General features: G+C 68.5%; 18 protein-coding genes and 2 pseudogenes. 3 read left to right on the top strand and 17 right to left on the bottom strand.

What is annotated here, in order from left to right; all coding sequences use genetic code 11:
- Positions 1–4 precede the first annotated feature (4 nt).
- Positions 5–1399, bottom strand: coding sequence for an ATP-dependent DNA helicase (locus tag ACZZ93_RS11965; protein ID WP_053098120.1), 1395 nt, complete (start codon positions 1397–1399; stop codon positions 5–7).
- A 159-nt stretch (positions 1400–1558) separates the two neighbouring features.
- Here ACZZ93_RS11965 and ACZZ93_RS11960 point away from each other — a divergent pair, with 159 nt between their 5' ends.
- Positions 1559–2554, top strand: coding sequence for a hypothetical protein (locus ACZZ93_RS11960; protein WP_463511166.1), 996 nt, complete (start codon positions 1559–1561; stop codon positions 2552–2554).
- A 95-nt stretch (positions 2555–2649) separates the two neighbouring features.
- Here the strand turns inward: ACZZ93_RS11960 and ACZZ93_RS11955 are convergent, their stop codons facing one another.
- The 4 genes from ACZZ93_RS11955 to ACZZ93_RS11940 all read right to left on the bottom strand — a co-directional run bounded on the left by ACZZ93_RS11955 (position 2650) and on the right by ACZZ93_RS11940 (position 6616).
- On the bottom strand, positions 2650–4659 hold the full coding sequence (locus ACZZ93_RS11955; RefSeq protein ID WP_082297919.1) for a bifunctional copper resistance protein CopD/cytochrome c oxidase assembly protein: 2010 nt from the start codon (positions 4657–4659) through the stop codon (positions 2650–2652).
- Between the two features lie 84 nt (positions 4660–4743).
- The gene (locus ACZZ93_RS11950) at positions 4744–5031 is read right to left on the bottom strand and encodes an HU family DNA-binding protein (RefSeq protein ID WP_042541574.1); all 288 of its coding nucleotides are present in this window, start codon (positions 5029–5031) and stop codon (positions 4744–4746) included.
- Between the two features lie 321 nt (positions 5032–5352).
- Positions 5353–5898 (bottom strand): helix-turn-helix domain-containing protein, encoded by a 546-nt coding sequence (locus ACZZ93_RS11945; RefSeq protein ID WP_082586520.1) that lies wholly within the window; start codon positions 5896–5898, stop codon positions 5353–5355.
- 109 nt (positions 5899–6007) lie between these two features.
- Complete coding sequence (locus ACZZ93_RS11940) at positions 6008–6616, bottom strand: TetR/AcrR family transcriptional regulator (protein WP_372984664.1); 609 nt, start codon at positions 6614–6616, stop codon at positions 6008–6010.
- 125 nt (positions 6617–6741) lie between these two features.
- Between ACZZ93_RS11940 and ACZZ93_RS11935 the strand changes: the two genes are divergently transcribed.
- Positions 6742–7569, top strand: coding sequence for an alpha/beta hydrolase (locus ACZZ93_RS11935; RefSeq protein ID WP_463511165.1), 828 nt, complete (start codon positions 6742–6744; stop codon positions 7567–7569).
- 141 nt (positions 7570–7710) lie between these two features.
- On the opposite strand, the gene ACZZ93_RS11930 is transcribed toward ACZZ93_RS11935, so the two are convergent.
- The 11 genes and pseudogenes from ACZZ93_RS11930 to ACZZ93_RS11880 form a co-directional block, all read right to left on the bottom strand.
- Positions 7711–8535 (bottom strand): endonuclease domain-containing protein, encoded by an 825-nt coding sequence (locus ACZZ93_RS11930; RefSeq protein WP_463511164.1) that lies wholly within the window; start codon positions 8533–8535, stop codon positions 7711–7713.
- Between the two features lie 245 nt (positions 8536–8780).
- A complete protein-coding gene (gene rpsN / locus ACZZ93_RS11925) occupies positions 8781–9086 on the bottom strand; it encodes a 30S ribosomal protein S14 (RefSeq protein ID WP_042540535.1) in 306 nt (101 codons plus the stop codon).
- Positions 9087–9089: 3 nt separating this feature from the next.
- Positions 9090–9260, bottom strand: coding sequence for a 50S ribosomal protein L33 (gene rpmG, locus ACZZ93_RS11920; protein WP_017203558.1), 171 nt, complete (start codon positions 9258–9260; stop codon positions 9090–9092).
- A complete protein-coding gene (rpmB, locus tag ACZZ93_RS11915; RefSeq protein ID WP_042540533.1) occupies positions 9260–9496 on the bottom strand; it encodes a 50S ribosomal protein L28 in 237 nt (78 codons plus the stop codon). Before rpmB ends, rpmG begins: the two co-directional genes overlap by 1 nt.
- 160 nt (positions 9497–9656) lie before the next feature.
- Positions 9657–10988, bottom strand: a complete 1332-nt coding sequence (locus ACZZ93_RS11910) for an alpha-galactosidase (RefSeq protein WP_463511163.1) — start codon at positions 10986–10988, stop codon at positions 9657–9659.
- 149 nt (positions 10989–11137) lie between these two features.
- A pseudogene (locus ACZZ93_RS11905) lies at positions 11138–11776 on the bottom strand (glycoside hydrolase family 36 N-terminal domain-containing protein); the annotation flags it as partial.
- 61 nt (positions 11777–11837) lie between these two features.
- Positions 11838–13169 carry an ABC transporter substrate-binding protein gene (locus tag ACZZ93_RS11900; protein WP_056275394.1) on the bottom strand — a complete coding sequence of 444 codons (1332 nt, stop codon included), beginning with the start codon at positions 13167–13169 and terminating at the stop codon, positions 11838–11840.
- 88 nt (positions 13170–13257) lie between these two features.
- Complete coding sequence (locus tag ACZZ93_RS11895) at positions 13258–14163, bottom strand: carbohydrate ABC transporter permease (protein ID WP_372984668.1); 906 nt, start codon at positions 14161–14163, stop codon at positions 13258–13260.
- Positions 14160–15089: a carbohydrate ABC transporter permease gene (locus tag ACZZ93_RS11890; RefSeq protein ID WP_053098126.1), complete on the bottom strand. Its 930-nt coding sequence runs from the start codon at positions 15087–15089 to the stop codon at positions 14160–14162. The genes ACZZ93_RS11895 and ACZZ93_RS11890 overlap by 4 nt, the downstream gene beginning before the upstream one ends.
- Positions 15086–16726 (bottom strand): beta-galactosidase, encoded by a 1641-nt coding sequence (locus tag ACZZ93_RS11885; protein WP_463511740.1) that lies wholly within the window; start codon positions 16724–16726, stop codon positions 15086–15088. Before ACZZ93_RS11885 ends, ACZZ93_RS11890 begins: the two co-directional genes overlap by 4 nt.
- 55 nt (positions 16727–16781) lie before the next feature.
- Positions 16782–16973, bottom strand: a pseudogene (locus tag ACZZ93_RS11880) (beta-galactosidase); the annotation flags it as partial.
- A gap of 260 nt (positions 16974–17233) precedes the next feature.
- On the opposite strand from ACZZ93_RS11880, the gene ACZZ93_RS11875 reads away from it, so the two are divergent.
- Positions 17234–18244, top strand: coding sequence for a LacI family DNA-binding transcriptional regulator (locus ACZZ93_RS11875; protein ID WP_056275400.1), 1011 nt, complete (start codon positions 17234–17236; stop codon positions 18242–18244).
- On the opposite strand, the gene ACZZ93_RS11870 is transcribed toward ACZZ93_RS11875, so the two are convergent.
- Complete coding sequence (locus ACZZ93_RS11870; RefSeq protein ID WP_056275403.1) at positions 18184–18912, bottom strand: DNA-3-methyladenine glycosylase; 729 nt, start codon at positions 18910–18912, stop codon at positions 18184–18186. The two genes, ACZZ93_RS11875 and ACZZ93_RS11870, sit on opposite strands and share 61 nt — an antisense overlap.
- Between the last annotated feature and the right edge of the window lie 3 nt (positions 18913–18915).

The following is an 18915-nucleotide window of genomic DNA, read 5'->3' as shown; positions in this document are numbered from 1 at the left end:
GGGCTCAGCCCTTCCCGACCTCGGGAGTGGATGCCGCGAGCCACGCGTCGCGCATGAAGCGGCGCACATCCTCGTCGACGCGGATGTCGCTCGGGCGCAGCGCCCTCGACAGGTAGAGCCCGTCGAGGGACGTGAGCCGAGACAGCGCCACATAGGTCTGCCCTGGAGCGAAGGCGCCTGAGCCGAGGTCGATGATCGCGCGGTCGTAGGTCTTGCCCTGCGACTTGTGGATCGTGACCGCCCACGCGAGGCGCAGCGGGAACTGGGTGAACTCCGCCACGACGTCACGGCTCAGCTTCTTGGTGCTCGGCTCGTAGGAGTATCGGAACCGCTCCCAGACCGCGGGCTCGACATCGACCTCTTCGCCGTCGATCTCGACGCGCACGGTCTCTCCGAGGATCCGCACGACCGTGCCGATCGTGCCGTTCACCCACCGCGGCGGCTCGCCCGACATCGAGGTGTCGTTGCGGAGGAACATCACCTGCGCGCCGATCTTGAGCTTGAGCTCCGACTCGGCCGGCAGCGACGCCTCGCCCTTCCCGAACTCGCCGCTGACCTCGGCACGCGCCGTCTGCTCCTTGCCGGGCAGCGCTGCGAGGTGGCGGCTGTTGATGGTGTTCACGATGTCGTTGCGGGTGGCGAGGGTGATCATCGGCACCTCTCCCGGCTCCGGGTCCGGTGGTGTGCGCGCGCCCTGCGTGTTCAGCACTCCCGCGATCTCCGCGGTGACCCGCCCGTACCGCACCGCGTTCAGCATCGCCTTGAAACCGTCATCCGACTGCCGGTGGATCTGCACGAGCTCGCGCACGTGCAGCTCGGCCCGGGTGTCGACGGCGAACAGTCCCCCGTCGTCATCGTCACCCTCACCGCCGGCCGGACCCGCCCAGACCTTGGCATCGAAGAACCAGAACGAACGGTAGTGGTCCTTGACGTAGCGCAGCTCGTCGCCGCGCGGCGGCACGGGAGCCAGCTGATACGGATCGCCGAACATCACGATCTGCACTCCGCCGAACGGGATGCCCCGCTTGCCCCGCGCCTGACGGAGCGAACGGTCGATCGCATCCATCAGGTCGGCGTTGACCATCGAGATCTCGTCGATCACGAGCGTCTCGATCGCATTGAGGATCCGTCGCGTGTTGTCGTTCTGATCGATGTCCGAGTCGCCGATCAGTCCGATCGGCAGCCGGAACAGGGAGTGGATCGTCTGACCCTCGACGTTGAGCGCGGCGACGCCGGTCGGCGCGCAGATGGCGATCTGCTTCTTCGTGTTCCACGAGAAGTACTGCAGCAGCGTCGACTTGCCGGTGCCCGCTCGACCGGTGATGAAGACGTGCTCGCTGGTGTCCTCGATCAACCGGAACAGCTCTTGCTGCTCTTCGGACAGGGCGGGAAGCGACACGGTTCTCTCACACGGACGGAGGCGGGAATGCACGGCGAGACCGTGCCTCCCCATGCTACGTGGCGGCGCCGCCCGGCATCCGAGGAACACAGCGATCGCGGCCGACGCACACCGACTCACGCACGGCGTCGTCCCAGGCCACGCTTCTAGACTGACGCCATGCAGCAGGTCGAGACGAAGGCGCCCCGGCGCTCGCGCCTCGCTGCCGATCTCGCGCTCCTCGCGGTCGTCGGCCTCGTGCTCGTCGCCGCTCTCGGTGCAGGTGGAGCCACCCTGTACCAGCAGTTCTACGGGCCGTCGGCGTTCGTCGTGCGCTACCTCGACCTGCTCTCGGAAGGACGAGCGGCTGACGCTCTGCGCGTGCCCGGCGTCGCGATCGATCGGGAGACCCTCGAGATCGCCGGCATCGGAGCCACGGCGTCGGAGGCGCTGCTGCGTCACTCGGCACTCGCGCCGCTCACCGACGTGGAGGTGCAGTCGGAACAGGCCGACGAGTCCGGCAAGACCGAGGTGACCGTGTCGTACGAGGCGAGCGGGCACGCCGGCACCACCACCTTCACCGTCGAGCAGGACGGCTGGGCGGGGGTCACCCCCAACTGGCGCTTCACGACGAGCCCGCTGGCCGTGGTCGAGCTCACGGTGCGCGGTGCCGATCAGTTCGCCGTCAACGGCTTCGAGATGGATCGCCGCCAGGTCTCACCCGCCGGGGCGGAGGCCGCACCCCTCGATCCCCTTCCCCTGCTGGTCTTCACGCCGGGGCTGTACTCGGTCACCGTCGACACTGCGATCGCGGAGTCCGAGGGCATCGGCGTCCTCGCCGACACCCCGCTCGCCACCACGCCCGTCGACGTGCAGACCGAGCCCACCTCGGACTTCGTCGCGGTGGTGCAGCAGCGGGTCGAGGAGTTCCTCACCACCTGCACGACGCAGGAGGTGCTGCAGCCGACCGCCTGCCCGTTCGGCCTCGAGGTCTCCAACCGCCTCGCCTCGCTGCCGAAGTGGTCGATCGCCGCACAACCGCAGGTGAGCGTCGTGCCCGACGGCGGACACTGGAAGATCCCCCGACGGATGCCGTCGCGCACGTCGACGTCGAGATCCGCTCGCTCTTCGACGGCTCGGTTCAGGAGCGGTCGGAAGACGTCCCGTTCCAGGTGAACGGATCGATCACGATCCTCCCCGACGGCAAGGTGTCGATCCGGGTCGGATCCCCCGACGAGGAGTCCACGGGCTGACGCCGGCCGGGAGCACGGTCACCGCGCGTCGCGCTCCGCCTGACGCAGGTCGCGCTCGGCGAGAGCCGCGAGCTTCTGGTTGTACTCCTCGAGCTCCGCCTCGCCCGTGCGGTCTGCATGACGGTCGCGGCGCTTCTGCAGCTTGGTGTCGCTGCGGCTCCACTGGATCGCCACGGTGATCGCGAGGATCAGAGTCGGGATCTCTCCGATCGACCACGCGATGCCGCCGCCGATGTACTGATCCTCGATGGGCGTCGGGCCCCAGGTGCGCCCCATCGACCCGAACCAGTCGGCGACCATCAGCCCCTCCTGCATCATGATCGCGACGCCGAAGAAGGCGTGCATGGCCATGATGGCGATCAGGGTGATGAGGCGCCCCGGGTAGGGCAGACGGTAGGGCACCGGGTCGGCGCCGACCAGGCTCAGCACGAACAGGTAGCCGGAGATGAGGAAATGCGCGACCATCCACTCGTGGCCGAGGTGCTCGAACATCGACCAGCGCACCAGGTCGGTGAAGTAGAACGCCCACAGCGACAGGATGAAGATGCCCGCCGCCACGAACGGGTGGGTGACGACCTTCGAGAACGGCGAGTGCACGGCCCACATGATCCATTCGCGACCACCGCGGGTGCCGTCGTCGCGCTTGTGGATCGCTCGAAGGGCCAGCGTGACCGGCGCCCCCGAGACCAGCAGCAGCGGGATCGCCATCGACAGCATCATGTGCCCCAGCATGTGCACGCTGAAGAGATACTCCTGATACGCGTTGATCGGGCCGCCCGTGACCCAGAGCAGCATCAGCATTCCCAGCACCCAGAACACGGTGCGGTGGATCGGCCAGCGGTCACCACGGAGCCGCAGTCGGCGCACGCCGGCGAGGTAGAGGAAGAGGCCGAACCCGGCGGCCACCAGCCAGAGCACGTCGATGTCCCACGCCGTGAACCAGCGGTCGATCGTGAACTCCGGCGGCAGCGGGGAGCGGGTGAGGTTCTCGGCGGGGGTCTGCACGAACGCCGCCTCCTCGCCGGTGGGCGGGGGCGTGCGCGCGAGCGCGGCGGCAGCTCCCGAGGCCAGACCCATCAGAGCGACCTCGCACAGCACCAGCATCCAGAACCAGCGCGCGGCTCCGTCGTCCTCGAGCCGAGGGATCAGGCGGGTGCGATACCAGGCGCCCAGCATTCCCATACCGACGAGGAGCACGACCTTCGCGAGCAGGATGGTGCCGTACGGCGTCCAGAGCTGCGAGATGTCGCCGAACGAGACGACGGAGCGGGCGAGACCCGAGATCGCGACGACGGCGAACGCGGCGATCGCGAGACTCGAATAGCGGCTCACCAGCTGCGCCGTGCCCACGCCCGAGCGGTCGCGCAGGATCACGACGAGCAGCAGGCCGCCGAGCCACACCGCCGCGCCGATCGTGTGCAGCAGGATCGAGTTCACCGCGATGTTGTGACCGGCGAGCTCCCCGGAGTGACCCTGCGTCGCCAGCGGAAGGAAGGATGCCGCGGCGAGGATCGCCGTGATGAGCGTCGGCGTCCACGTGCGCCACGCGAACGCGAGCACGGTGATCACCGAACCCATGATGGTGGTGATCAGCCATGACTGACCGAGCGGCAGCTGCAGCAGGAATCGTCCGAGCTGCTCACCGAACTCGCGCTCGGCGCTCAGCTGCGGGTTGAAGGCCGCCATGAAGGTGAAGAATCCGCTGATGCCGGCGGTGACCGTGAAGACGGCAGCGCCGGCCGAGGCCGTGTTGAGCGCCGTGTCGAATGACTTCTCCTCGCTGCGCAGGGCGAACAGCGCCAGCACGAGCGAACCCAGCATCGCCGCGGCCGCGATGTTCATCACGAGCTTGACGATGGGGGTGGCCCAGCGCACGAAGGGACCCGGATCCTGCAGCAGCAGCGGAGCCGCGCCTCCGCCGATCACGAGGGCGAAGATCACGCCGATCAGTCCGGTCGCGAGCAGGATGCCGATTCCGGCCGCGCGATACGCGGAGCGGGTCGGGGTCTGCACGGCGCGGGCACTCACCCCTCCAGCCTAAGCCGCGGATCCGGGAGGACGCACGAAGGCCGCCCCCGACGGATCGGGAGCGGCCTTCGAAGAGGTGCGGTCTTACTTGACGGCAGCCTTGAGCTTGGAACCAGCGGTCACCTTGACGCGGTGGCCGGCCGGGATCTTGATCTCGGCGCCGGTCTGCGGGTTGCGGCCCGTGCGAGCTGCGGTCGCGACCTGCTCGAACGAGATCCAGCCCGGGATCGAGACCTTGCTGCCCTTGGCAACAGCGTCGGAGACCGAGGAGAACAGCGCGTCGAGGACACCCGAGACGGTGGCCTGGCTCTGGCCGGTGGCAGAAGCGATGCTCGCGACGAGCTCGGTCTTGGTGATGGACTTGTCAGCCATGTCATCCTCCAGCGACGAGGTTCCCGTCGCATCGTTGTGGTTCAGAGGGCTGCTGCCCTCCGTTGGTCGAGTGACCGCCTTGAATGTACCAACCACCACCCACATTTCCGCGTCATTTCGCGGGTTTTGGGCTTTTCGGCGGCGTGTCGTGGGGCAGAAGTGACGAATGTGACTCGTGGGGCATCGATTTCAGCGCGCCTGTCGGCCTCATCGTGGGAAGGAGATCTCTTGCCGCGAAGGCTCGGAATCACCGTTCGATCCTTGCGTGAGAGAGATCTCCTTCGCTCGGCGCGCGCAGATCAGCCCGGGCGACGACGCGTCTCAGGTCGGTTCGGCCGTCGTCGTGGCGGTCGGGGATGCGTCGTCGGCCGTGGCGGAGGCCATCGCGGCGCGGCGCTTCGCACGACGGGTGCGGGTCTCCTTCGACAACGGGTACCGGGCGTCCAGCCGTGGCTCGAGGACGATCCGACGCAGCGCAGTGAGGATCACATACCCGCCCACCCAGTAGGACAGGAACAGCACGAGTCCATACGAGAACGTGAAGCTCAGCAGCGTGCACACGATGCCGATGCCGACATAGAGCCAGGTCCAGGCGTGGGCGATGCGATCACGCGCGGCCTGCTGGTCATCCGTGCGCTGCTGCAGCGAATCGACCCGGCTGCTGAGTGCCTCATCGTCGATCGTGGCGAAGAGGTCCCGCACCGGCACCTGCAGCGCATCCGCGACCAGAGACAGCGTCTCCAGGCTCGCATCCTGTCCGGCTTCCAGGCGCTGCACGGTCCTGAGTCCCACGCCGCTCTCGGTCGCCAGTCGTTCCTGAGTCCACCCCTGCGCCTGGCGCAGTTCCGTGATCCGTGTCGTGTTCATGTTCTCCATGCTCTCCAGCGGCCCCGATCCGCCGCCACGCCACCGAGCCGCCAGTCAGCCGCCAGCTGGCCGCCATCGACCCGCCGCCATCCGCCGCCCCGTCGCCGCGTCAGAGCGGGCGGTGGGCGGCGACCACCGAGCGCGCGGTGCGCTCGAACGCCGGCGTGACCCGCTCGTCTCCGTCGAGGTACCCGCCGACGAGCGCGGCGTCGCGCAGCAGCACGAGGGACGCCGCGACATCGACGGGGCTCTCGAGGCCGGCCTGCTCGGCGACGGCCTGGAGCGTCGAGCGGAACCACTCCCGGTGCTCGTCGATCAGCAGACGGACGGCACCGTCGGCATCCGGATACTCCGCTGCCGCGTTGATGAACGGGCAGCCACGCGTGTGCCGGAGGCGGATGTCGGCGGCGATGCCGTCGATCACGGCGTCGATCAGCTGCGCAGGATCCGTCACCGCCTCGCCCGCGTCGGCGAACATCGCGCGGAGCATCTCGTCTTCGTTGCGCAGGTACGCGAGGACGAGGTTCTCCTTGCCGCCGAACTGGTTGTAGAGCGTCGCCCTGGTGACCGCGGCCTCATCGATGATGCGGTCGACGCCGACCGCATGGATCCCCTCTTCGTAGAAGAGCCTGGTGGCGGTGTCGATCAGCCGGGTGCGGGCTGCGCTGGGCCGCTTAGGAGCCGTCGTCGGAGCGGAGGTGGAAGTCGTGGTCTTCATGATGATCCCTCTCATCGTGTCATCCGATTCGGGTTTTCGGGAATAGGTTGTGCTAGATAGAACGTTCGGTCTACTATCAGCGTAACGCACTCGCACCGGGCGGGGCAGACATAGGAGAAGAAACGATGAACAGCACCGACAAGACCCCGATCGTCCTGATCCACGGACTCTGGATGACGCCGAAGAGCTGGGACACGTGGGCCGAGCGGTTCCGCGCGCAGGGCCACGAGGTGATCATCCCGGGATGGCCCGGGATCGATGACCGCTCCGTCGAGGACATCCGCCGCGACCCGTCGGCCCTCAAGGGGATCGGCCTGAAGCAGATCGCCGACAACTACGAGCGCATCATCCGTGCGCTTCCGGCCAAGCCGATCATCATGGGCCACTCGTTCGGCGGCGTGCTCACCCAGATGCTCGCCGACCGCGGCCTCGGCGCCGCCTACGTGGGCGTGGCCCCGGGACAGACCGCCGGCGTCACCGCACTGCCCCTCTCGACCCTGTGGACCGGAACGCCGATCCTCTCCAACCCCTTCGGCATCAACGGAGCCAAGCCGCTGTCGAAGCGCCACTTCCACTTCACGTTCGGCAACGACCTCCCCCGCGCAGCATCCGACGCCCTCTGGGAGGAATACGCCGTGAACTCCTACAACAAGGTCTTCTTCGAGGGCGTGACCTCGGTGCTCAACGAGAAGGGCGGAGTCACCCACGTCGACTACGCACGCGCCGACCGCGCCCCGCTGCTCGTCATCACCGGCGAGATCGACCACGTCGTGCCCCCGGCCATCGGCCGCGCGATCGTGAAGAAGTACCACTCGTCCGGCAGCACCGCCATCGTCGAGTACAAGGAGTATGCGGGCCGCACCCACCGTCTCGTCAGTCAGGACGGCTGGGAGGAGATCGCCGACTACGCGCTCACCTGGGCGGTGGAGCACGCGGCAGCATCCGTCGCCTGATGCGGGGCGCTGCGGCGCTTCGGAGGGCGTCTGCGATACGGAGAGCGACTCGGTGCGCGAAGGAGATCTCGCGCAGCGAAGGACTGGATGAGGCATTCGGTCCTTCGCTGGGTGAGATCTCCTTCTCTGCAAGCGAGGACATCAGCCGAGATGCCTGCCCTGAGCGACAGCATCCATGATGATCGCCTGCACTTCTGGCCAGCGAGCCATGATCTGCTCGTATCCGAACCGCAGCACGTGATAGCCACGGAGCATGAGCTGTGCGTCATGCTCGATGTCAGCCGTCCGCTGTGCTCCGACGTGTGTCGCTCCGTCGATCTGAATCACCAGGCGCTCGCCGATCAGGAGGTCGACACGGTGTCCGTGCAGCCACGCCTGCTGCACCATCGCAAGACCCAACCACCGCAGCCTCGACACGAAGATCGTCTCGAGACCCGAGTCCGAGAACGGCCTGGCGGATTCGAGCAGCTCCCGGGCGGCGGGCGGCAGCTCGAATCGCGACAGCACACGCTCGTCGACGAGCCCCTTGTTCAGAGCCGACTCCCAGATCACCAGGGCGGTCTCTCTCGGCTGGCAGCGCGCCACCACGGCGAGGGTGTTGACGAGCCCGTCGACGGTGGAGTCGCGGTCGCGCTGAACCACCGGGCGCGACCAGTGGACGACGACCTGCGACGGCACCCGCACGCGGGCGGCATTCGGGCGGGCAGCCACGTGGACGGACGATGCGTTCGGCACCCACAACCCCATGCGCTCGGCTGCGGTGACGCAGGTGATGACGACCCCGCGAGTCGCGGCGCCCACGACGATCGGGTCGGCGTCGGGCAGCGCAATCCATCCTCGGCGGATCGATCTCACCGCACCGAGCTCCTTCGCACGGCGCAGTGTGTGAGCGCTCACCCCGAGTGACCGAAGTCGCTCGACGCGCGCGACCCCACCCTGACGTTCGAGCTCGGTGACCGCATCCATCAGGCGATACTCCCCCGTGGTCGGCTTCCGAGGAGGCCGCGCACCCGGCCCCTGTAGAGAACCGTGAACTCGGTCCCTCGGTGCAGAGCGACTGCTGCGAAGGAGATCTCATGCAACGAAGGAGCGAATGGCGCAGCATCCCCTTCTCAGCGAGAGATCCCCTTCGCAGCGAGGGCCGCAGGCCGGGGACAGCGAAGGGGCGAGGATCCGAAGATCCTCGCCCCTTTCGGCTTGTCTGCTGAGACTTACCAGCTGGACTTGGTGACACCGGGCAGCTCGCCACGGTGTGCCATGTCACGGAAGCGGACGCGCGAGACGCCGAACTTCGTGAGGACACCGCGGGGGCGGCCGTCGATGACGTCGCGCGAACGCACGCGAGCCGGCGACGCGTTGCGCGGCAGCTTCTGCAGGCCGACGCGTGCGGCCTCGCGGGCCTCGTCGGTGGCGTTCGGGTCGACCAGGGTCTTCTTCAGCTCGGCGCGACGCTCTGCGTAACGCTCGACGATGACCTTGCGCTGCTCGTTGCGAGCGATCTTGCTCTTCTTAGCCATTGATCAACGCTCCTCTCGGAATTCGACGTGCTGACGGATGACCGGGTCGTACTTCTTGAGCACGAGGCGGTCGGGGGTGTTGCGGCGGTTCTTCTTGGTCACGTACGTGTAGCCCGTACCTGCCGTGGAGCGCAGCTTGATGATCGGACGTACGTCCTGAGCCTTCTTGGCCATTAGAGCTTCACACCCTTCGCCTGGAGGTCCTTGACCACGTTCTCGATGCCGCGGACGTCGATCACCTTGATGCCCTTGGCGGACACGTTGAGCGTGATCTTACGACCGAGCGAAGCGACGAAATAGGTCTTCTTCTGCACGTTCGGGTCGAAGCGACGCTTCGTCCGGCGGTGCGAGTGCGAGACGTTGTGACCGAAGCCGGGAACAGCTCCTGTCACCTGGCACACTGCTGCCATGATGTGACTCCTTCTATACCGTGAGACCGGACGGTCTCACCCAAGATCCCTTGTCTGCGCGCCACCCCGCATCGCCGATCTCTCGGCCGAAGAAGGGGAAGCACGCGAACTACGCACAGGAGTGTGCGCAGACAAAGAGTCAGTCTAGCATGACCCCGAGTCAGACCCGAACGACCTCGAGCAGCAGCGCCGCCCCCGGCGCGAGCAGGGGCAGGGGCACCCCGACCGTCTCGAAGAACGCGCCGGTCGCCTCGATCCCGGCATCCAGCCAAGCGGGGTCCGAGACCTGATGCCGCGTCGCGGTTCCCAGCTCGTCCCGCACCCGCAGCCGGTAGCGCCCGCCGGGCTGCAGTCCGGGGATGCGGGTGCGCGGCGTGAACGCGTCGACCGACGCACCCTGCCGCACCCACGCGAACACACCGCGCGAGCCGTCGACCGCGACGACGCCGTGCAGCAGCGTCTCGTCGTCGACCTCGTCGCTGCGCACGGTGACCCCGGAGTGCAGCAGCGGCCGCAGCTCGCGATAGAGCGCCGTCCAGCGGGTCAGCGCCTCCCGCTCGTCATCCGTGCACCGCGTGATGTCCCACTCGATGCCGGCGTGCCCGAACAGCGCGGTGGCCATGCGGAACGGCAAGGATGCCGCGCGATGCGTCGTCTCGGCGACCGGCGGACCGACGTGAGACCCCACGACCTCCGGGGGCACGAGAGTGCCTGTCCAGCGCTGGATCTGCTGCCGTTCGATCGGATCGTTCGAGTCCGAGCCCCAGACGCGCTGGGTGCGCTGGAGCACCCCGAGGTCGAAGCGGGCTCCGCCGCTCGCGCACGACTCGATCTCGAGAGAGGGATGCCGCTCGCGCAGCGCGTCGAGCAGGGCGTAGAAGGCGGCCGTCTGAGCGTGCACGGACGCGCGGCCGGTGTGCGGCGACACCGCGGCGTGCAGGTCGCGGTTGTGGTCCCACTTGATGAAGTCGATGCCGATCTCGGAGACCAGGGCGTCGATGCGCTCCAGCAGGTGGGCCGCGGCATCCGGGTTCGCCAGGTCGAGCACCTTCTGATGCCGCCAGGTGGGCGCGTCGGGCGCGGCCTGCAGCACCCAGTCCGGATGCTGCGCGGCGAGGTCGGAGACCGGGTTCACCATCTCGGGCTCGAACCAGAGACCGAACTGCATCCCGAGACCGTGCACCTGATCGGCGAGCGGCCGCAGCCCCTCCGGCCACTTGGCGTCGTCGATGAACCAGTCGCCGAGTCCTGATCGGTCGTCGGGGCGTCCGCGGAACCATCCGTCGTCGAGCACGAACCGCTCGACGCCGACGGATGCCGCAGCCTCGGCCAGCTCGATGATCTTCGCGGGGTCGTGGTCGAAGTACACGGCCTCCCAGGTGTTGAGCACGAGAGGGCGCGGCGTCGTGGGGTGTGCGGAGAACGCGCGGACGGTCTGATGCAGGCGGGCCGACACGGAGTCGAGCCCGCTCTCGCCGTAGGCGAGGAACACCTGCGGCGAGACGTAGGTCTCCCCCGCGCCGAGCCGGATCTCGCCGGGCAGCAGCAGCTCTCCCCGCCGAGCACCGCCCCGTGAACGCCGGCACCCTCGGGAAGACGCTCGACGCCGACTTCGAGGTCCCCGCTCCACGCGACGTGCGCGGTCCACAGTTCCCCTCGGCGGAAGCCGAACCCGTCGGTGCCGATCGCGGTCAGGTACGGGGCGTCGTGGCCACCGCGACCGCGGCGCACCTGACGCAGATGCGCTCCGTGGCGCAGGGCGCCTCGCTGTGGTCGCCGCTCGCCCGTCCAGCGTCCGGTGTGATCGAGCACCTCTGTCGCATGTGCGGGGATCGGCAGCAGGATGCGCGCGGCGAGCAGGTCGAGCGGCTCGGCAGCATCCGCCGTGCTCGTGACCGACACCTGGGCGGCGAGCACGCCGACGGCATCCAGCTCGAGATCGAGGACGACGGATGCGCCGGCCGCGGGATCCGCGAACTCCCCGCGCAGCGATGACTCCGTCGCCTTCCACCCGGTCGAGCGCAGCAGCGGAGCGCTGTGCAGCCCGCCGCGGTGCCACGCGAGCGCCGGGGCGCCGGACCATCCGTCGGCTTCGACAGCCAGCAGCGGGACGGTGCGCGAGGCGTCGAACGAGCTGAACGTCACAGCCCCGGTCGACGACACCGCGAGTGCGTCGAGGTCGGCGGTGTCGAGCGCCGCGCCCCAGTGCAGCAGTCGCGCACTCGTCGTGTCGATGACGACGCTGACGCCGGCCGAGGTCAGGTGGACGAGTTCGCTCATTGCCGCTCCAGACGAAAGGGGAGGCCCGCCCGTGAGCATACGGGCGGGCCTCCGAGAGGTGTTACTCCGTGACGGGGATCGATGCGGCCTTGAGCGCGTCGATGGTCGCCGTCTGGCCCTTCTCGATCGCGTCGAGCAGAGTGCCGTTGCCCGAGACCGCGGCCTTGAAGCCGTCGGACACGTCCGAGTAGGTCTGGGTCATGGTCGGGCCCCACGCGAAGTCGGGGGAGACCTGGGTGGCGGCGTCGGCGAAGACGTCGTAGATCTTCTGTCCGCCGTAGAACTCGACGCCCTCGGCGTAGACCGGCAGCTCGAGACCGGCTGTCGTGGCCGGGTAGAGGTTGGCGGCCTCGGCGAGCGCGGTCAGCGCCTCATCCGACGTGTTGAGCCACAGCGCGAACTTCGTCGCCTCGTAGACGTGCTCGCTGCCCTTGAGGACAGCGGTCGACGACCCGCCCCAGTTGCCGGCCGCGGTGCCGCCGGCCTCCCACTGCGGCAGCGGTGCGACAGCCCAGGAGCCGGCGGTGTCGGGGGCTCCGCTGGAGATCGAGTTGGCGCCCCAGACGGCGGAGTTCCAGGTCCAGACCTGACCGGAGTTGTAGGCGTTGTTCCACTCGTCGGTCCAGGCGGGAACCGTGGCGACGAGGTCGTCGTCGAGCATGCTCTGCCAGAAGTCGGCGACCGTGGTGGTCGCGTCGTCGGCCAGCGACACCGTCCAGCCCTCGTCGTCGCTCGAGAACCACTGAGCGCCGTCCTGCCAGGCGAAGCCGGCGAACTGGTTGATGTCCGACTGCGAGAAGTTGGTGATGTATCCGCCGAGGTCACGGATCTTCACGGCCGCCTCGCGGTACTCGTCCCACGTGGTGGGGATCGCGATGCCGTTCTGCTCGAAGAGGTCGGCGCGGTAGAACAGCGCCATGGGGCCGGTGTCCTGCGGAACGCCGTAGACGCCCTCGGTGCCGAGGGTGACCTGTCCCCAGGCCCAGTCGACGAACTGGTCCTCCGCGGCGACGACGTCCTCACAGCCGCTGAGGTCTTCGAGGCCGTCCTGCACGAGGAAGTTCGGCAGCGCGTCGTACTCGATCTGACCGAGGTCGGGCGCATCGCCGGCCTTGATCTGGTTGAAGAAGTTCTGGTACGTGCCGCCGTTGCCGTTCGGGCCGGTCTGCACGTCGACCTGGATCTCGGGGTTGGCCTCGTTCCAGATCTCGACGACGTCTTCGATGCCGGGGATCCAGGAGGTGAACTCGAGCGTGACGTCGCCGTCCGCCGGGGTGCACGCGGCGGCTTCGCCGCCGGTGCCGGAGCTGTCTCCGCCGGACGCCGAGCAACCGGCGAGCGCGAGTGCCGAGATGGCGATGACAGCGGCTGCCTTCATCTTCGAATGCTGCATTTCGATCCTTTCGTGGATGCGATGGGGGTGGTGCGGTAGGGATGGTGCGGTGGTGCGGGCCGTCCGGTCGGTCCGGGCGGCCGCCTGCTCACTTCAGGGCGCCGGCGCCCAGTCCGTTGCGCCAGAAGCGCTGGAGCAGGAGGAAGGTGACGATCAGCGGGATGACCGACAGCAGAGCGCCGATCAGCACGAGACCACGGAGTTCCGGCAGCTGGTTCAGCTGGTTGTTCCAGTTGTAGAGACCGAAGACGACCGGGAAGAGGTCTTCGGATCGCAGCATGATCATCGGCAGGAAGAAGTTGTTCCAGATGGCGACGAACTGGAAGAGGAACATCGTCACCAGCGCGGGCGTCATCAGTCGGATGCTGACCGTGAAGAACGTGCGGATCTCCCCCGCGCCGTCGAGCCGACTCGCCTCGAGCAGTTCGTCGGGAACGGAGGAGGCCGCGAAGATCCGCGCCAGGTAGACGCCGAACGGACTCACGATCGACGGCAGGAACACCGACCAGAACGTGTTGGTCAGCTGCGCCTGGCTGAAGATGAGGAACAGCGGCAGCGCGAGGGCCGTGGCCGGAACCAGCACTCCGCCGAGCACGATGTCGAACATCAGGTCGCGGCCCGGGAACCGGTACTTCGCGAGGGCGTAGCCGGCCATGGCGGCGAGCAGGGTCGCGATGGCACCGCCGAGCGCGGCGTAGAGCACCGAGTTCAGCAGCCAGCGCAGGTAGACGCCGTCGCGGTAGGCGAACAGCTCGGCGATGTTGTCGAGCAGGTGGAAGTCGGCGAACCACAGCGGGGCGGTGGTCAGGATGTCGCCGGTCTCCTTGCTCGACGCGACGAGCAGCCACCACAGCGGCAGCAGGAAGTAGACCGTGAACACGGCCATGATCAGCATGGCGCCGGTGCGGGAGATGCCCGATTCGCGAGCACCCTTTCCGCGCGGGGCCTGTGCGCGCGAGCCCCGACCGGGGGCGACGATCGTCATGGTGCTCATGCGTTCTGCTCCTTGCGCTGCATGTACTTCATGAATCCGAACGACAGCACGAACGTCGTCACGGCCAGCACGACCGAGAAGGCGGCCGCGAGGTTGGTGTTCGGGATGGATGCCGTGGCGTAGACGGTCATGTTCGGGGTGAACGTGCTCGTGACCGCCGAACTGAACGAACGGAAGACCTGCGGTTCGGCGAGCAGCTGCAGCGTGCCGATGATCGAGAAGATCGCGGTCATCACGATCGCCGGGCGCACCAGCGGGATCTTGATCGACCAGGCGATGCGCCACTGTCCGGCGCCGTCGAGGATGGCCGCCTCGTAGAGCTCCTGCGGGATCGAGAGCAGCGCCGAGTAGATGATCAGCATGTTGTAGCCGACGTAGACCCACGTCACGACGTTCGCGATCGACCACAGCACGAGGTCTGCCCCGAGGAAGTCGATGTTCTTGGTGATCGCGGTGAACGGCGAGAGGTTGGGCGAGAACAGCGAGCCCCACATGATCGCGGCGATGACACCGGGCACCGCATACGGCACGAAGAACGCGAGGCGGAAGAAGCGCTTGCCGCGGACGAGCGGCGAGTCCAGCAGCAGCGCGAACAGCAGGGCCAGGCCGAGCATGACCGGCACCTGCACGACGCCGAAGGTCAGCATCCGCCCCATCGATGCCCAGAAGGCCTCGTTCTGGAAGACGAGCACGTACTGCGTGAAGCCGCCGAACACCTGCTCGGCCTTGCCGAAGGTGCCGTCGCGCTCGACCACGAGCAGGGACTGCCAGAACGCGTAGGCGATGGGGACGACGTAGAACAGCGCGAACAGCACGCCGAAGGGCACGATGAGGAACGCGATGGCGCCCTTGTGCGGGATCCGTCGGCGGCGGCCCGGCGCCTTCGGCGCTGAGGCGACCGCCGGAGCGGCGAGCGTGGTGGTCATACATCCTCCTTGATGATGCGGACCGCACCGGCCGGCACCAGGCCGGTGGCGCGGGCGTCGGTGACGAGGTCGTGACCTGCGGCCGCGACCTCGGCATCCGTGGATCCGTGGTTGATGACGAACAGGAACGAGCCGGCATCGCCGGTGCGGCGCACGATCTCGACGTCGGGTCCGGCGCCGGGGACGGGCGCGACACCCGCGGATGCGGCGAGCCGTGCGATCAGTGCGCGGTAGTCCTCGCGAGCGGGCTGGGTGCCGAGGAACCAGGCCTCGCCCGCTCCCGCCGCGCGCCGCGTGATCGCGGGGTGTCCGGCGGCGGGGCCGTCGACGAACGACGCGATGACCTCGGCATCCGTGGCCTTCAGGCGCTCACTCCACACTGTCGCGGTCGTGCCGTCGGTCAGGGTGACGGTCTCGTCGGGACGCAGGGGCGTGAACTCCTCCGAGCGGATGCCGAGCAGGTCGCGGAACGCGCCGGGATAGCCGCCGGTGCGCACTCTGTCTTCTTCGTCGACGATGCCGCTGAAGAAGGTGATCAGTGCTGTCGCGCCGTTCTCGACCGCGCGGGCGATCGCCGCGGCATCCGCATCGCCGATGAGGTGCAGCGCGGGAACGATCAGCAGGCGGTGGCCGTCGAGGTCGCCGCCGGGGCGTACGACGTCTGTGGTGATGCCGGCATCCGCCAGCGCGGCATGCGCGGCATGCACCTGGCCGAGGTAGGTCAGCGCCTCGCTCGGACGGCCCTCGTTCTCGGCGGCCCACCAGCTCTCCCAGGAGAAGAACAGTGCGGCGTCGGCGACGACGCGCGTCCCGGCGACCTCGCCCAGGCGATCGAGGAGTCCGCCGAGCGCGACGACCTCGCGCCACTGGTCGGAGTCCTCGCCCGCGTGCGGCACGAGTGCCGTGTGGTACTTCTCGGCGCCCTGGGTCGACGCACGCCACTGGAAGAAGCAGATGCCGTCGGCGCCGCGCGCGATGTGCGCGGCGATGTTGCGCTGCAGCTCACCGGGAGCCTTGGCGAGGTTGTAGGGCTGCCAGTTCACTGCGCCGGTCGAGGTCTCCATGAGCAGCCACGGCGCACCCTGGGCGAGGCCGCGGGTGAGGTCGGCGGCGAACGAGAGCTCGCCTCGCGCGTCGTCGAGGCGACGGTCGAGGTAGTGGTCGTTGGCGATCAGATCCATCTCGCCCGCCCACGACCAGTAGTCGAGGTTGCGGATGTGCGCGGTGACCATGAAGTTGGTCGTCACCGGCACGTCGCTCCGCTCGCGCAGGATCGCGGCTTCGGCGCGGTAGAGCGCGAGCTGCTCGTCGGAACTGAAGCGCTGGAAGTCGAGGATCTGCCCCGGGTTGCGCAGCGAGAGGGCCTGAGCGGGCACCCGCACGTCGTCGAAGTCGCTGTAGCGCTGGCTCCAGAATGTCGTGCCCCACGCGCGGTTCAGCGCGTCGATGTCGGCGTACCGCTCGCGCAGCCAGCCACGGAAGGCCTCGGCGCTCGTGTCGCAGTAGCAGAGCGCGTTGTGGCAGCCCAGCTCGTTCGACACGTGCCAGAGCGCGACGGCCGGGTGGTCGCCGTAGCGTTCGACGACACGGGTGACGACCTCGGCGGCGTACGCGCGGAAGAGGGCGAGCTCGGGCAGTACCCTGACGACCGCCCTGCTGGAAGACGGTCCCGTCTTCGCCGACCGGCAGGATCTCGGGATGCTGCGCGGTGAGCCACGGTGCGGGCGAGGCCGTGCCGGTGCCGAGGTTGATGCGGATGTCCGCGGCGTGCAGCAGCGCGATGATCTCGTCGAGCGCCGCGAAGTCCCACACTCCCCTGGCGGGGTTGATCGACGACCAGCCGAAGATGTTGATCGCCACGAGACCCACGCCTGCCTGCTGCATGAGCCGCACGTCGTCGGGCCAGACGCTGCGGTCCCACTGCTCCGGGTTGTAGTCGCATCCGAAGACGAGGCCGCGCCCTGCGGAGAGGGTGGCGATGCGGTCGGACACAGCGGCGGCCATCGGTGACGCTCCTTTGCGGATCATGTGTGCACGTGCACAGTCCGCTGCGTCGAAACAGCGATCGGGATTTCTGTGAACGTGCACACATCGTCGCATGTCGTGGCGAATCCCGTCAAGTCCGGGTCGCTAGGCTGTCGATCATGAGCACTTCGGCCCGTCGTCGCAGCACCGTGCACGATGTCGCGCGCGTCGCCGGAGTCTCCAGAGGAACCGTCAGCCGCGTGATCAACGGCGGCTACGTGTCGGACGCCGCGCGCACCGCGATCGAAGAGGCGATCCGAGAGGTCGGCTACGTGCCGAACACCGCCGCCCAGAACCTCGTGCGACAGCGCACCCAGGCCATCGCGTTCATCGTGCACGAGCCGCACGCGCTGTTCCTCGAAGACCCCAACATCGGCGCGATCATGCTCGGCACGAACGAGACTCTCTCCGAGGCGGACTACCAGATGGTCTGCCTCGTGGTCGACTCGGTGCGAGACACCGAACGCGTCGCGCGCTACCTCAACGGCGGGTTCGTCGACGGCGCTGTGATCGTCTCGGCCCGAGCGCAGGATCCGATCACCAAGGCCGTGATGCGACTCGACCTGCCTGTCGCCTACGTCGGCCACCCACCCGACGTCGATGCCGCCTGGGTCGGCGTCGACAACCGCGGCGCCGCGCAGGCCGTCACCTCACGTCTGCTGGCGACCGGTCGCACGAGGGTCGGCATGATCGCCGCCGCCCTCGACCGCGACTCGGGCACCGATCGACTCGCCGGATTCACCGACGCTCTCGGCGACGACTTCGATCCGGACCTCGTCGAAGAGGTGCCGCTGTACTCCTACGCCGACGGAGCCGCCGCCATGAGGCGACTGCTCGACCGAGCACCCGACATCGACGGAGTCTTCGCCGCGTCCGACGCGGTGGCCGCCGGAGCGATGTGGGCGCTGCGCGAAGCGGGACGGCGTGTGCCGGATGACGTCGGCGTGGTCGGCTTCGACAACAGCACGTGGGCGACGCGCACCACCCCGCTGCTCTCGACCGTCGACCAGCCGGCCGAAGGTCTCGGGGCCGCGGCCGCGGCATCCGTCCTCGCGCAGCTGCGCGACGATCAGCGTCCGCGCGAAGGGATCATGCTGCCGACGCCCGTGGTATGGAGAGACTCGGCCTGAGCGCCCCTCCCCCAGCGGAACGGCGAGACCGTCGGGTCGCCGGAGATCCAGAAGCGCCAGGGGAATGCCGCGGTCCCGGCGATGCCGGCCACACCGACCCTCGGCCCGGTCGCCACATCGGTCACCGGTTCGTCACGCAGCCACAGCTCGGCGCGGGCGCCCGCGAACTCCGCTCCGGTGATCGCGTCGATGCCGTCGTGGATCGGATGCCGCAGGCCCGCCGACTGGCCGAATCGACCGGGCCCCCGCGCGAGGTCGCGCAGCGCAGTCGCCGTCAGAGGGGGCGTCGCACGGCGGCGCACCGCGACGGCATCCGCCCCGTGCACCACCTCGCCCGCACGCAGCAGGATCCCGCCCGCCTGACCCTCGGGGCCCGAGACGACGTTCACGCACGAGTGGATGCCGTGACTCAGATAGACGTACAGGTGCCCCGGCTCGCCCCACATCGTCGCGTTGCGTGCGGTGCGCCCCATGCGCGCGTGCGACCCGGGGTCGGCCGCGGGTCCCGTGCCCTGCCCGTGATAGGCCTCGACCTCGGTGAGTCGGAGTCGCACCTCGGAGCCGGCGACGACGGTGCGCAGCTCGCCGCCGAGCAGCAGCGGAGCGGCCTCGACCGGCAGCCCGCTCAGCTCGGCGCGGGTCGCTCGGTGCAGGGCATCCGTCGGCATGGG

Source organism: Microbacterium sp. AC026, assembly GCF_979258475.1.
Note: the sequence above shows the minus strand (reverse complement) of the source record. Positions and strands in the feature narration are given on the sequence as shown.